Origin of the sequence: Waterburya agarophytonicola KI4, assembly GCF_020640915.1 — a bacterium.
Lineage (GTDB): Bacteria > Cyanobacteriota > Cyanobacteriia > Cyanobacteriales > Xenococcaceae > Waterburya > Waterburya agarophytonicola.
Genome location: NZ_JADWDC010000008.1, coordinates 60,754 through 75,820, shown reverse-complemented (window position 1 = coordinate 75,820; position 15,067 = coordinate 60,754). Strand labels below are relative to the sequence as shown.

General features: G+C 39.0%; 7 protein-coding genes. 3 read left to right on the top strand and 4 right to left on the bottom strand.

Going from position 1 to position 15,067, the window contains the following annotated elements; all coding sequences use genetic code 11:
- Positions 1-9: 9 nt before the first annotated feature.
- The 3 genes from I4641_RS05030 to I4641_RS05020 form a co-directional block, all read right to left on the bottom strand.
- Complete coding sequence (locus I4641_RS05030; protein ID WP_229639377.1) at positions 10-5,865, bottom strand: translocation/assembly module TamB domain-containing protein; 5,856 nt, start codon at positions 5,863-5,865, stop codon at positions 10-12.
- 298 nt (positions 5,866-6,163) lie between these two features.
- Positions 6,164-6,874: a 16S rRNA (uracil(1498)-N(3))-methyltransferase gene (locus I4641_RS05025; RefSeq protein WP_229639376.1), complete on the bottom strand. Its 711-nt coding sequence runs from the start codon at positions 6,872-6,874 to the stop codon at positions 6,164-6,166.
- 171 nt (positions 6,875-7,045) lie between these two features.
- On the bottom strand, positions 7,046-9,094 hold the full coding sequence (locus tag I4641_RS05020; RefSeq protein WP_229639375.1) for a DNA cytosine methyltransferase: 2,049 nt from the start codon (positions 9,092-9,094) through the stop codon (positions 7,046-7,048).
- Between the two features lie 114 nt (positions 9,095-9,208).
- Here I4641_RS05020 and I4641_RS05015 point away from each other — a divergent pair, with 114 nt between their 5' ends.
- Entirely contained in the window at positions 9,209-10,012 is an 804-nt protein-coding gene (locus tag I4641_RS05015) for an SDR family NAD(P)-dependent oxidoreductase (protein ID WP_229639374.1), read from the top strand.
- A gap of 11 nt (positions 10,013-10,023) precedes the next feature.
- Positions 10,024-11,367, top strand: coding sequence for a flavin-containing monooxygenase (locus I4641_RS05010; protein ID WP_229639373.1), 1,344 nt, complete (start codon positions 10,024-10,026; stop codon positions 11,365-11,367).
- A 75-nt stretch (positions 11,368-11,442) separates the two neighbouring features.
- On the opposite strand, the gene I4641_RS05005 is transcribed toward I4641_RS05010, so the two are convergent.
- Positions 11,443-13,104 carry a DUF3685 domain-containing protein gene (locus I4641_RS05005; RefSeq protein WP_229639372.1) on the bottom strand — a complete coding sequence of 554 codons (1,662 nt, stop codon included), beginning with the start codon at positions 13,102-13,104 and terminating at the stop codon, positions 11,443-11,445.
- Positions 13,105-13,194: 90 nt separating this feature from the next.
- On the opposite strand from I4641_RS05005, the gene I4641_RS05000 reads away from it, so the two are divergent.
- Positions 13,195-15,027 carry a tetratricopeptide repeat protein gene (locus tag I4641_RS05000; RefSeq protein WP_229639371.1) on the top strand — a complete coding sequence of 611 codons (1,833 nt, stop codon included), beginning with the start codon at positions 13,195-13,197 and terminating at the stop codon, positions 15,025-15,027.
- Positions 15,028-15,067 lie beyond the last annotated feature (40 nt).

The window sequence follows — 15,067 nt, the reverse complement described above, 5'->3', positions numbered from 1 at the left end:
GGAAGGAGTTTATTTGAAATTAAGCTCATAAAGGACTCGAATTTCGTTGTTGGTTGTTGTATCATCATCAAATACGTCGGATACATTAGCCAATATGTTGTAGTCATAGGTAAATCTTAGAGATGATTTTTTGTTGATTTCATATGTTCCTTCGACATTGGGATATACGGTGAAGTAATGCAAGCCTACTTTTTTTCCCCAGGCAACCGTAGTATCTTCTACTTGATAGACTGCGCGATCGATAATGGGTGAAACTATAAATCTTTGTACCCCTATATCAAACAGTCTCGATTGACTCAAGCCTTCTCCCCCCCCTCCTGAAATGGTGTTTTCGGCAAAAGCTAGAAACTTGTTGCTTAATAAACCGACTATTTCTCCTCGATCTAGAGAGGGAGTACTGGTTAATTGTACTGCAGTCGAATCGATTAGCTCTCGACTATTTATACCTGATAAAGAAGCTTCGTTAAAACACTGTGTCAATCGATTTAATTCTGTTTGAGAATAGTATTTACTATTTTCTAATAAAGGCGAGTCATTAGGGCGAATATTGCAGTTAGTGCTTGTTTGGGCTAAGTTGGGCAATATTTCTTCTGCTTGTCCATCAATAGCCAAATTAATTTGAATGGTTTCACTATTATTGGTATTGGTAATAGGATCGTCTATCTCATTGGAGTTAGATTCTGCTGAAAACAGGCTATTGGATTGGGCTTCTTCCTCAAAGTCTTCAACCTCAGTTTCTAAAACGGCGTAAAGAGTCGGATTGAATACTCCAGCTTCAGGGGTGAAAACAATAGTATTTTCGAGATTGCGGGCTAACTCAAAGCTGTTGCTAAACAAGTTAACGTCCGCTGTGGTTAACTGTAACGTACCCTTGGGTATGATGTTGCGCGGTTCGTCTACAGTACCGTTGAGAGTCAACCCCCCGTCTAATTGAAATTTATAAAGAGGAGCTTGTTCTAGCTTAAATTCTTTAAGGTTGATTTGTAAATTATCAAGGGCGGTGACAAAGGAAGAAGACGCCGTAGTTGATTTTGTACCCGAAGCTTTAGCAACTGCTTTTTTATTATTGGTTGTACTTGCAGTTAATTGGGGAATTTGGGTTTTAGTTGGGGCAATTTTGATTGCATCTTCTTCGGGTTTTTCGGTTTTGGGAATAGAGATTTTACCGTTTTCGAGGTTAACTTTACCACCAATTACGGGCTTTAAAGATGCCCCCGTAACAGTTACTTTGCCTTCTACTCCTCCTTTATATAGTTTTTTGATGTCGATTTCCCCTGGAGGAAGATCGATAGAGAGGGGTTTGTCTAAGCTTTTTACTTCCTTGAGAATCGGTAATTTTCCCGTAACCGATAAATCTTTCTCGGCAAAGATACCGTCTAGAGTTTCCACATTGATGATTTGATTCTTGAGGGTAATTTTGCCCGTACCGATAAATTTTTCGGAGAAAAATGGTGTTTCGACGCCTATATTGGCATTTTCTAGGTTAATTACGCCATCTGCATCGAGATCGTAGATTATACCCTCTCTATCTAAGTCCAAACGAGCTTTGGCTTCTAAATTAGCATCGCCTCCGCCACCAATCCAGTTTAAATAATTTTGACTAAAGGCATCGAGAAAAACAAAAGCTTCTTTATCTAAATCGGCTTTGGCTGTAAAGCGATCGCTTTTTCCTGGGATAATGGGATAGGGTACGCTAGCCTCTACTCGAATAGAATCTGGGGCAGTAGTATCAAAACCCAATCTAGTACCATCATAGTCATAATTTCCTGCTATTTCTGCGGGTAAGATATTGCCATTAAACGCCCCTTCAGTAAAGGCAATTTTTCCTGCCAGTTCGGGTTTTTCGATTGTTCCTTTAAGAGTACCAACGGTGTTTATTTCCCCCGCTAGATCTACAGGAATATCCACGAAGTTGGCAATATTATCGATAGTTAAATTAGCCACAGCAAATTTAGTATTAAATTGTTCGGGAGAGAGTTTACCCCGTAACGACATTGCAGCTTCTTGTACTTGTAATTCGGCTTTAGCCAGATCGACTTCTGTACCTTGTAGTTTTCCTTTAACTAGTAGTTTGGGAATGCTGATATATTGCGATTCTTCGATTACCAAACCCAAGGGCGGTACAATATTGGGATAAGCTTGGGTGGGTTGCCATTGCCAATCGTTACCTTCTACTTGAAAGTCAGCTTCGGGTGTTTGAATTGTTCCGCCAATAATAATTTCACCTGTATATTTGCCTTCAACATCTAACTCGCTGGGGATATTGCCTTTTTCTTTAGCAGCAGCATTGGCTTGAATTTTGCGATTGACAATCCGTAATTGGTTTAGTTTGCGGGCGATAGTGCGATCAACTAGATCTTTTTCTGGTGCTGGTTTTACTGCATTGGGATCGGCATAATCGGCAATATTAAATAGGTTGGTAACGTCTTCAATGGTGAACCAGCGAAATGTGGTTAAAATGTCTTGAATATAGGCTTCGGGGATATTTAATTTCCCATCAATTTGTCCCGATTCTAAATTTAAGGCTGCATTGAGATTGTATTCACTATCCCCCAAATTTAAAGAAGAACTAGTCAGTTCGGCGATATTATTAACAGGATCGTAGTTAAAATCAGCCTTGAGGTTATCTGCTTGGATATAGCCCACCCCAGGATTATTAATCGCGATATCTCCCTCGGCTGCCAGGGTATAGAGATCGAGATCGACATTCCCCGTAGTCGTACCAGCCAACTTCCCTTCAATTCCTGCGGATTTAGCGGGGGCGATGTTGAGGAGTGCCAGGGGAAAGTTCTTGATATCTAAAGAGAATTTATCGCCATTACGATTTCCCGTAGCAATAATGGGATTGTCGGTATTTTCTCCCTGACGAAATTCTAAATTATTAGGCAGGTAAGGTAGTTTGCAATCACTTTCGGTACAGGGTACGGCAGTAGCTGCAATTACATCCTGCTTTCCTTGAAGATTGAGGGCGATTTCCTTGCCTGGTTGCACGGTAACATTTCCCGCCATTGCTGGATCGAAGACAATATCGTTAAAGGCAAAATTTTGTAAGCTTAAGTCTCCTGTTAAATTGATGTTTTCGGGGTTGCTGGGGGCTGACAGTAGCTGTTTGCCGTTAAATTGCCCGTCAAACACTGCCTTACCTTTGATATTGACGCTTTCCGCTATTAACTGATTGTCTTGAGTCGTAACAGTCAGTATTTCTTTGATGGGAAGGCGATCGAAATCTATATTTGCAGCAACATCTAAATCTGTATTGGTGACATCTAAGTTATTGGTAACATCGGTTAAGGTTAAATTACCTTTAGCATTAATCCTTTGTTCGCCAGAATTAACTGCTAGTTGGTTTACGGTAATGGGAACATTAAGCTGGTTATTGTTATTAAGTAGCGGATTGATATCCCCTGTTAGATCTGCCTGGGCGTTAATATTGTCTGTGGGGATGGCAGCTAAATTTTCTGGTGCAAACTTATCTAACAACAATTGAGAACTAATATTATTGGCATTAAGATTAGCTTGCCATTGATTATTATCTAGACTGGCGATCGCTTTGATCGTTCCTGCTGCTACATCTAAGTCGGCATCTAGGGTGGCATCTACCGTACTGAGATTGGGATTTTCACTAAAAGCTAATAGCTGTTGTAATTCTGCCGAAGCGGTAACTTTACTCGATCGCAAGTTGGCAGGAATTGGTAAATTGGGCGCGACTCGATTGAGGTTTATTTGGCTGGTATTGGCATTGGCTTGCACTATACCCGAATCAATCTGACTGTTAACTGCTACGGCTTCACCATCTACAGTCAAGTTAAGATCGACATCTACTTTGAGGCTGTCTACGTTGCCATTATTGGGAATTTCTAATAGCTGCTTTAATTTACCCGAAGCGTTAATTGTGCCTGACTGCAATTTTGTCGAGACAGGAAGACTAGGGACAAAATTATCGATCGCAATATTATTGGTAACTGCTTTGGCTACAATATTGCCGTTGTTCAACTGACTATTAACCGCAACATCTCCACCATCTACATTAAGATTGAGATCCGCAGTACCCCGAATTTTTTCTGGATCTAATCGATCGAGTTTGCCGTTTAAATTGATTTTAGCTGTCTCTACTGAGAGAGGGCGATTTAAGTTCAGGTTGGGGTTATTAACTTGAGCCAGAAAGGGAGTCAGGTTAAGGGAATTAGCATTGATATCTGCTTGCCATTGTTTGGTTGATAAATTAGCATCTGCTATGAGATCTGCTTTGCCATCTCCGTAGGTAATAGTCGTATCCTGCAAAGACAAATTATTATTAGCAAAGATAGCCGTACCCGAACCTGCAATATCTTCTAAGTTGGGGGCATTTGCTTCTGCTAGATCCCATTTAACAATTGCTTTGGGGTTATTCACCGTACCGTCAATTTGTCCCCGCGCGTCAAGATTGCCGACTGTGACATCTTGAGGTAATTCATAATAAGGCGCGACTAACTCTTGAGTCGGTAGATCTGCTTTAAAACTAAATGCCAAAGGCATATTGTTAATACTAATCGGGCTATCTCTACTTAAAGCCTGTTGGATATTAGTTTCAATTGTTCCTTCTGCCAGAATACTTCCCCCCGCTACAGGATCTATCTGCACATTTTCTAGAACAACTTTAGCCAAATCTGCCCGAAAGTCAGCATTAACTCGTTTAAATTGGGTTTTATCTAGGGTTATCGTCTGAGTATTATTAATATTTCCCGTTAACTTGGGTTCTTTAATTGCCCCGCGCAGCTTAACCTGGGCTTCTACTTCCCCCGCTACGGGTACGGGTAATTGTTCGATTAAGGCAGGAGGTAAACTAGCTATCTGAAAAGGTAAGACTACCGCTTCTACATCATAACCGCTATCTAAATTAACTTGTCCGTCTACCTGTGCCGTAATATCGCCAAAGGTAGCTTGAGTTTGTTCAATTTCCGCATTGCGATCGCTAAAATTTAGTTTAGACTCGGCACTAATGGGGGTATCTAAGTCGGTAACTTCTCCCGTAACATTTTGCAGATTTACCTCCCCTCGAATATTGGCTGCGGTAATTTTATCCCAGGAAGGGATCTTAATATCTAACTCTGCATTAAGTTTTCCCGTACCTATTTCGACAGGAATCGGTAAAAGGGTTGCGACATCGGTTAAAGCTAAATCTTCTACCAATAATTTAGTATCGGTAGTACCAGTCTGGAGGGCGGTATTGCCTTTAACAGAAGCTTTCGCCTCTTCGATACCCGCATCGAGATCGTATTCGAGTAATTCTTCTTTTTGATTAAACCTACCCCTACCATCTACTTGGGCTTTGAGGGGGTTTTGTTCGTAGGGTACGGCGGTAATATCGGCTCGATCGACATCAATATCGACATCAAAATATAATAAAGGATCTTTTTTCTCTTCATCGCTAGCTAAAAAATCTAAATTAATCCATTCCCCATCCCGTTCCTGTTCCAAATAAATATCGGGTTGAGTTAAAGTAACATCGAGAGGAAGAGTACGCCTAAATAAGACAGGCAAAAGATTAAACCCGACTTTAACCCCTTCAAGAGATACCTTATCGGGATCTGTAGCCGTAGGAGGAATTACCGTCTTGCCAAATTCAATCCCCGACAGAGAAAACCCCTCAACCTCTCCCAGATCGATCGGGCGTTCAACAAATTTGCTGATCTGAGTTTCTAGAAACGGCGGTAATTTCTTTTTAACTAAGACATCAAGCCCCCAATAACCTAAACTACCCAAAGCTGCGATCGCAACTATGCCACTCGCTGTTTTTTTGGGCGAAGCTTTTAATTTGCTTACCAACCACTTGAAAGGATTAGACTTCTCTGGTTCGGGGTTGGGGGGTTGATTAATAGTAGTCATTGCTTAATTTTACAAGTAATACAACTTACTTGTAATGAAAATTGAATAAATATAAGTAAAAATAATTAAAGTAAAATACTACCTCGATTTAAAATTCTTAACCTCCGTCTTTAGGCGGAAATTTTGGGGTAGCTGGGTAATTGGGCGATCTCGTGAAGTTTAATTTTTCTCAGTTAATCAGACTTCTTGTCTAACAGAAAAGACGAAAATTGTCACCAGTAATACACTAATAATATAGTACGTAAGTAATCATAAATCCAGTCAGTGGACAAAGCGATCTCATAATAATAATTTATTACTAATTACTTGCGCATATTGCCGATACCAAAGAACTCACTACAATAGGCGCGGTAACGGCACGTAAAATGCGATTTCCCAAAGACACAGGCTCTAACCCCAAAGCGATCGCTTTTTCCACTTCTAAATCTGTCCATCCCCCTTCACACCCCGTAGCAATGACAATTGATGTTGCCTTGCTATTTTGCAAACAATTCCAGAGGCTAGGGATGTCTCCCCGTGCGATGCAGATATATCTATCTTGGTTTGGTTGAATGCGATCGAGGGCAGCAGTAAACTTAAGAGGATCTAAAATAGTCGGTACGATCTGTCTTTCTGATTGTTCGGCTGCTTCTATGGCAATTTTACGCCAGCGTTGCACTTTGTTATTACTGGGTTTGAGGATAGTGCGATCGCTGATTGCGGGAATAAAATTACTTACTCCCAACTCCGTACAACAACGCACAATTTGTTCGTAACCGCTACCTTTGGGTAAAGCGGTAATTAAGCTGAGAAATACTGGTAATTCTGTTTTAATATCAATGGATTCGATAATGTTTGCCGATTGATCCGCAATTTCTGCCATCCAAGAATTACCCACACCATCTAAAGCAATAAAGCGATCGCCATTTTCTAAGCGTAACACTCGCAATAGATAGTGCAATTGTTGAGGATCTAAACTAATTAAATCCCCTTCGATTTGTTCCGACTTGACTACTAAACGATAAACCAATTATGAATTACTCACAGATGGGAATTTGTTTTTTTCCTCAAGCTTCACGTTACCGCTTTTAAGGGTATAGTGGTAGGAAATATGCCAAGTTAATTCCTAATCTAAAATTGCCTTGGATCTTATTGCTTTGGGGAATGTTGCGGTCGCCTAAAGTTCGTTAACGATTGAATATTATTGGAATCTCAATTGTAAATTTAGTTTAAAGTACAGGTTTTGATCGCTTTCTAAAATCAATTTACCGTATCTGTGTCGTGTAGTGGATGGAGTATCTAATCTTATATTATTGAACAAGTAGGATTTTAAACTTTCTATATCGATAATATGAAAAACAACTTGTTTTCCCGTCTCTTTAACTATAATAGTGCCTTTAGCATTATAATTACCGTCCCATTCACTACCTGGAAAAAATCCGAGTAAAATATCGACTAATAACTGCTTAACTTTGTGTATCAGCCAATCTTTATCTTCATATTGAATTGTCTTTTGAAGCTCGGTATTTTCGTGGATATAATCGACAATTTTTGAAATAGCAGATATTCTATTTTTGTAGAAAGCAAGTAAAATACTACCGATAATTCTTGGCATTGCTAGATCGACCATTTTTAGATTGTATTCTAAGGTTTTCTTTTCAGGAGCAATATATTTAAACTTTCCTCCATATTTTTCGATCTCTTTAATGCGATCAGTTAATTTAGCTCTAGTCTTGATACTATTAATTTGATCTATTTTATCTTTACCTAGATTTTCAATCTTAAAAATAAAATTAGTATTGCCAGAGGCATTAAACAATGTTGGTTTACCACCTAAATAAGATTTAATACCAAAACCTTCATTAATTTTACTTATCTTTTCATTTTCAATATCGAGAATGATATCTGCTTTTTGGTAACTATTACCCAATTTTACAACTGTTAAACCCAAAGCATTTTGAATAATTTCAAATTTTGGTATGGAAAAAGTACGCCTGCCATTTTTAATAGCTATAGTTAGATCGTTTAATACCTTTTCATCGATCAAAGAACTAATTGCCAAAACTTTAGTTTGACCTGTCTGACTATTTACTATTTCTAGTTTATCTTTATCGACCAATAAAAAATCTAGTTCGATATTCTGAGATGTTACCTTGTTAACTTTAAAACAATTTTTTGTAGCTTGTAAATTGGCATCTGAAAGTATAATTTTTTGTTCTGCCAAAGTTCTGACAAAAGCTAATAATTCCGACCATTCCCCTTTATTTTTTTGTGGTTTCATGTTGGGTTGCCTATTTTTCAAACTATTCATATAAGAAATAACATTCCAAGCAACTGCTTTAACTGCATCTACTGCAACACTATTTCCCAGTTGCTTAATTGCTTGAGTGGGACTTACGGGAAATTCAAAACTATCGGGAAATCCTTGCATTTTTCTTGCTTGAATATAAGTCAATTGCCTGACCACTCCATCAACTAAATATGAATCCCAATTACGGCGATCATTAATAGGCGAACCACGTCCGCCTACTCTTAAAGTAAAACCTATTTCTCTAGAACATAAACCACCCCAAACATCACTCATGTTGAATTTTAAAGGTTTTTTAGGAGGAAACCCAAAAGTTTTTAAACTAGACTCATCGCGAAAACCAATAATAAATACTCTAGGTCTTAACTGAGGTAAACCATAATCAGAAGCTTTGACTATTTGATAATACAAAGAATAGCCAAGATCTTGCTCTAAAATTTTGCGTATGAGTTTAAAAGTTTGACCGTGATCGTGATTAATTAAGCCTCTAACATTTTCTAAAAAATAAGCTTTTGGTTTTTTGGTTGCGATAATTTCAGCAATATTAAAAAATAAATTGCCACGTTCGGAATTATGAACGTCATTAAACCCTCTTTTATAACCTGCCTGACTGAAGGGCTGACAGGGAAAACCCGCACACAGCAAGTCAAAATCAGGAATTTCTTCTGGCACGACTTTTCTTATATCTTCATTAAAATAATCTCCCTCGAAAAGTTGTGGCGAAATTTTACTAAAGTTGTGGATATAAGTTGATCTTGCATAGCGATCCATTTCTGAGGCAAATACACATTCTCCACCTAATTCGTGCATCGCTAAATGAAATCCACCAATACCTGCAAATAGATCGATAAACTTGAAATTAGGTAAGGCTGTGTTTTGTAAGTATTGTCGATCAAGAGATTCTGTTTCACCGAAAGAATAATCCAGTTCTAATTGCTTCACCACAAAATACTAGTACAATTCTCGAAGACCAGAATACATATTACTGCTTTTCAGCCTTATTTTGCCCAGATCCAACAAACATCTATTATTGAATAATCAATAACCAACAATCGCATGACTGAATTAAACAATGCCGTAACAGTGATTACAGGGGCAGCAGGAGGCTTTGGAAGAGAACTTACAAGACAGTTATTACAGGCTGGTAGTCAGGTGATTTTGAGCGATCTTAGTCAAGCTACTTTGGATGATTGTGCAGCAGCAATAAGCAGCGAAATAACTACGGGTAAAATAATTGCTTGTATTGAAAGCGATCTTTCCAGTCGAGAAGGTTGTCAGGCTTTATGCGATCGCGTTAAAGTTTTAGACACTCCTGTAGATATTCTCATTAACAATGCGGGAATTGGTTTGTTCGGTCGCATGGATGAAGTTCCCGTCGACAAATGGGAAAGGTTGATGCAGGTTAATTTAATGACACCGATGCGGTTGAGTTCTTTATTTATGGCTGAAATGATCGAACGACGCCAAGGACATATTGTTAATATATCCTCTTTGGCGGGTTGGGTAGCCCCTGGAGGAATGGCGCACTATTGTTCTAGCAAGTTTGGCTTGCGGGGTTTTAGTGAAGGATTGTTTAACGAACTCAAGCCCTATAATGTCAAAGTTACGGCAGTTTATCCCTTTTTTAGTAAGACTCCGATCCTTCAGTCAGAAAGTTTTGGTACTCTAGCCGAAATGAGAAAGGGTTCTCTCGAAGATATAGCCACCGATCCTGCAAAGGTGATGGAAACTACCATCAAAGCTATTGAGAAAAACAAACTGCACGTATTTCCCGATAGAATGGCAAATAGTATCTATCTCCTCAAGCAATATTTGCCCAAACTATACGACTTGATGAGCGATCGCTTTCCTCTAAACTAACAACAATCTGCATGAGTAATTCCGAGCGCAAGCGCAACCCGTCGAATACAATTCACAAGCAGTTAATTATTGGGGCTGGTTTTGTTGGGCTTGGTATGGCTCAAGCTCTCAAAGAAGGTGGTATAGCATACGATCAAGTTGATGCTAGTGACGATCTTGGTGGCAATTGGCATCATGGAGTTTATGAAACTGCTCATATTATCTCTTCCCGTAAGGTGACAGAATTTAGTTGTTTTCCGATGCCAGAAAGTTATCCAGACTTTCCCAGTCGAGAAAATATGCGGGATTATATTCATAGTTTTGCCGAACATTTTGACTTGCGATCGCACGTCGAATTAAATCGCCAAGTAGTTAGGGTTTTACCCGTAGAAGATAATCTTTGGCAGGTAAGCTTTGACAATGGAGAGGAACGACTTTATAAAGGGGTAGTGATGTGCAACGGTCATCACTGGTGCAAGCGTTTCCCCGAATTTGAGGGAAAATTCGACGGGGAAATAATTCATTCCAAAGATTATAAAAAACCTCAACAACTCCAAAATAAAAAAGTCTTAGTAATTGGTGGGGGAAACTCAGCTTGCGATATTGCGTCAGAAGCTGCCCGTGTGGGGTCAAAATGTACCTTGAGTATGCGAGACTCCGTATGGTTTATTCCCAAGACTTTTATGGGTATCCCTGTAGCGGATTTGGGCAAAAAAGGCAAAACTCCCGCTTGGTATCAACGGCTGATGACGTATATCTTAATTCGTCTCACTTTTGGTCAACACGAAACCTATGGTATGCCCAAACCCAAACATAGGATTTATGATAGGCATCCCACCATTAATAATGAAGTTCCGTACTATATCAAACACGGCAGAATTATTTATAAACCAGGAGTGCATCGCCTCGATGGTAAATCAGTAGAATTTACCGACGGTAGTCGAGATGAGTTCGATTTAATTGTCTGTGCCACGGGCTATTATGTAGCTTATCCCTTTTTGCCCCCAGAACTCCAAAGGGTTAAAGGTTCGGTGGTGCAATGCTATGGCGACTCTTTCCTCGATGACTATAAAGGACTGGCTTATATTGGTTGGTATCAACCCCGAAGTGGTATCGGTTCGGTACTTGGAGCTTTTGCACCTATATTTGCTCGCTATCTCAAGCTTCAAGATGAGATTAATATTCCTCTTGGTTTAGTTCTTAAAGAAATAGGTAAAAAGCCCCGTCAAACTCATCTGATCGATCCCAACGATATTTATCAAGAAGTAGAACAAGCAGAGAGAAACTTTGACAAAATAGCCCAACAAGCTAGTCAAATTGATGCCAAATATCCTAACTTTCATAATCAGCCTTTAGCAAAATCAAACAATATCTAGATGAGTTCATCTACGAGAAAGTTGCCCAACAGCCTGGTGCAAGCAAGCGCAATCGAATTAGGGTAATTATATTTATTATTTATGATTAATATCTTTGATCGTACTGCCAATTCCCTGAATAATACCCTTCCCAATTAAGCCCAACCCTTTACCAATTACTTGGGTTAAGACAAACACTACTCCATTACCAGCAAGAGCAATAAACTTGCGTACTAGAGGCGAGATCGCATCGCGAAGTTCGATCGCAATAGTCGTTAGCCAAGGAATTCCTGTTAGTTGTTCTAGTTCTGCTTTACGAGGGGCATAAACATATGATTTTCTGATTTTACCGCCATCTAAAATATATAATTGATGGCGACTTTCAAAGATATTTTGGGGATGACTAAAGTATTTTTCTTGGCGATATTTCCAAGAGAGTTGATTGCGGAAACGAGCTATTTCGCGATCGCTTTTATATTCTGGTTTATATAGTTGGTATTTTAGTTTTTCTACGTCATAAAAGTTGTTTAATATCACCTGTATTACGGAGTTTGCCAAATTAATAATTAGATTATGTAAGAGAAATTCAATTCGAGCGATCGCCTCTGGATCGTCAGATTTGCGATCGACATTATCTAAAGTAAAGCCTGGTTGTCCTTGTAGATATTCAAATAATTCAGGCACGCCATATATATAATTAAAAATATTAAGATCGACTGCAATAAAATTTTGCTCTAGAAGAATTGTTAATTCTTGTTCTTCTTCAATAGTTAGTTCGCCGTAATATTGGGTAAAAAACATACCAATAGTCCACGACCAAAGAGATTTTAAATAATCTGTATAATTTCGATCTAAAGTATTAGCAACAGGAATCATTTCGATAGTTTCGCTCAGACGTTTTACAATCAAATGACACAATTTTTTTTGAATTTGATGCTGGAGAATATCAATTTCAAGTGATGTAGAAGTCCGATTAACCAATCCCAATTGAATATCAATAACTACTCGTTCAAAAATCTTTTTATTAACAGAATCAGCAAATACTGGTAAAGACACTAATTCTGTAGCATTACTGACAACAAGCTCTCCTTGACGAGAAGATTCAATAGCTGTTGTACTATTTTCATCCAAAACAATTTCTTGGGCTACCAAACGATTGGATAACCAACGGGCAGTTAATAATTCTCGCTTTCTACCAATCAAAAATACTCGTTCCCAGTCAGACAAATCGCGATTGGTTAGTCGAGTATTAATCCTTTGCAAAGTCTCTTCTAATTCTATTCTTCCTGGCTGACTGATACGTCCTAAAGCCTTTTGCCATAACTTACGAGGAACAGCATTATTTTGCCAGTATACATTACCATATGCCACCGTATACAAGGCTTCCATGACGGTATGAATGCTGGCAGTGCGATCGCAACAACCCCGAATACCCCATCTTTTGATTCTGGCTAGGTGTCGGGGAGATAAATTATTGGGAGTTAAGAGAAATATGGGTAACTGAGGATATAACTCCCTAAATTGTTGGCAAAATTCTAGACTGCTCAATTCGGAGGGATCTGTCTGACTAATACCAATTACTAAAACATTTAAAACCAATCCTTGAGTCAATTCGCGGAAAGTATCATTATCAATGCTACCTTCGCCGACAATAGTAAAATTATCATATTGCGCGATCGCAGTACGCAAACCCAAACGAAAAATAGCATCGCGATCGACAATGTATAGTTTAATCTTGTCTGTGGTTATTTTAGTCATTAGTTATTAGGGCGTGTCATTAGTTAATGGTTCTCAATCCCCAGTCCTATAAACGGTATAATAATTTTTTCCTCTACTAATATACTGTGCGTGTCTGAATCTTTAAGCGATCGCTATTTTGCTCTAATTGACCAAATTGTCGAACTCACTCTGCAAGGAAAAATAAGCTCCTTTGAGCGAGTTTACAGGATGCTCTTGGAAAATATTGAGATTGGTACGGGAGAAATATTAGAACGCTGTCTCAATCAAAGAATCGAAACAACCACAGCACAATTAGATACTAAGCTAAAAGCAGCACGAGTGCTTAGAGCATTAGAAACCATCGAAAAGCAATGGTTGCGTTGGCAAGCAGAAAATCAAGTTGATGCTGATATTAACGAAATCGCTCAAGATATTTTAGCTGTCGAGCCTGAAGATTACTTTTTGGCAATTGTCGATGCGATCGATCCCAACCAAGATGAACCCTTGAGTTTTGATGAATTAAATAAACTAGCAGAAAGTTTTAAAAATGCTGCAATGAGCCAAGAAGACGTTAATTTGGCTCAAGATTGGCGACAATTGTCTCTGGGTATTACTGAAGGCTTGAAGTCTTTTACTGCCCTTGAAGGAGACTTGGTAAGCTGGATGTATGGCACTGCTAGCAACTTTTCAGGCTTTGGTGCAGAAAAACCCAACCCTTGGCGAGTATGGTCAAAGAAAGTATCTAGTCCTTTATTAAAACAGTTATTTCTCACTCTATCTCAACAACAGTCAGCCAGAATTTTTGCCCAAATAGCGAGTAATCTAGAACTGAGAGCTTGGGTAGAGTTAGCCATTGTCTTGCAATATTTAGAACGAGGTTTAGTCAATTGGTACGACAAACAGCCCTACGATTCTAAGTTTGGCAAAGAGTTATCCTATAGTACGATGCTCACTTTTGCTTCTATTTGGGGGGAACTATGGCAGGTATTTGTCGATATCCATCCAGCTTTAGCAGACGGTTGTTTTTTGGTAATGCTACAAATCTTACGAGCCTTCGCTCAACGAGAAGATTTTCCTTTATATAGTGGCGTGTTTGCCGATTTCTCTGGGGAATATTTACAAGATACTCTCGACTATTTTGACGAACCCTTAAAACAAATAGAGGGAACGGAAGAAAAAGCCCGTATTATGACTTTACTAGGCTATTCTCAAAGAACTATCGGTGCGTACGAAAAAGCCGTGGCTTTTCATGAGGAAGCTCTGGAAATCGCTATCGAAGCCAATGATTTTGCTTGTGAAATCGCCAATCTCAATCATCTCAGTCGCGCCAATGTTAACCTTAAAAATTATAATGAGGCAATTAACTATAGTCAACGAGCCTTAATTGCAGCCCGACAAGTAGGAAATAAACTAGGAGAAGCCAATGCCTCGGTTAACTTAGGCTATGCCCAGGTGTTTGCAGCGCGACAGTTAGAAAGTATCGATCTAGAAAACTATACTGAAGCCATTCGCTATCTCGAACAAGGAGTAGAATTAGCCAGCAAACAAAAAGACTGGCAAAGTCAATCTTTTGGTTATACTAGTTTGGGCATTGCCTACGTATCTTTAGAACAACCTACTACGGCGATCGCAGCTTTGGAAAAAGGGGCAGAATTAGCTCGATATTCCCGAGATGTCTATCTTCAGGGTTTAAGCTACTCTTATCTAGCAGAAGCTCACTATGGCATCGAAGATCGCGCTGCTGCTATTACCTATGGCAGTCTGGGAATGTATCTATTGCATCAAATCAATTCCATTGAATGGCGACAGGTGGCGGGATTGCTGTCGATTTTACAAGGACAAGTAGGAGAAGAGGAATTTAAACGAATTCTGGGACAAGGGCGATCGCAAATTATCAGTTTAATTAGCGTCGATGGCTATGACTATCTTCCTCAGTTATTAGAAGAATACAAACGAAATTGAAGAAATATAACAGTAGATAGATTATTAGTGCGATTATACT

Coding starts and splice junctions, on each gene's coding strand:
- I4641_RS05030 (WP_229639377.1), bottom strand. CDS start 5,865: ATGACTACTATTAATCAACCCCCCAACCCCGAACCAGAGAAGTCTAAT.
- I4641_RS05015 (WP_229639374.1), top strand. CDS start 9,209: ATGACTGAATTAAACAATGCCGTAACAGTGATTACAGGGGCAGCAGGA.
- I4641_RS05010 (WP_229639373.1), top strand. CDS start 10,024: ATGAGTAATTCCGAGCGCAAGCGCAACCCGTCGAATACAATTCACAAG.
- I4641_RS05005 (WP_229639372.1), bottom strand. CDS start 13,104: ATGACTAAAATAACCACAGACAAGATTAAACTATACATTGTCGATCGC.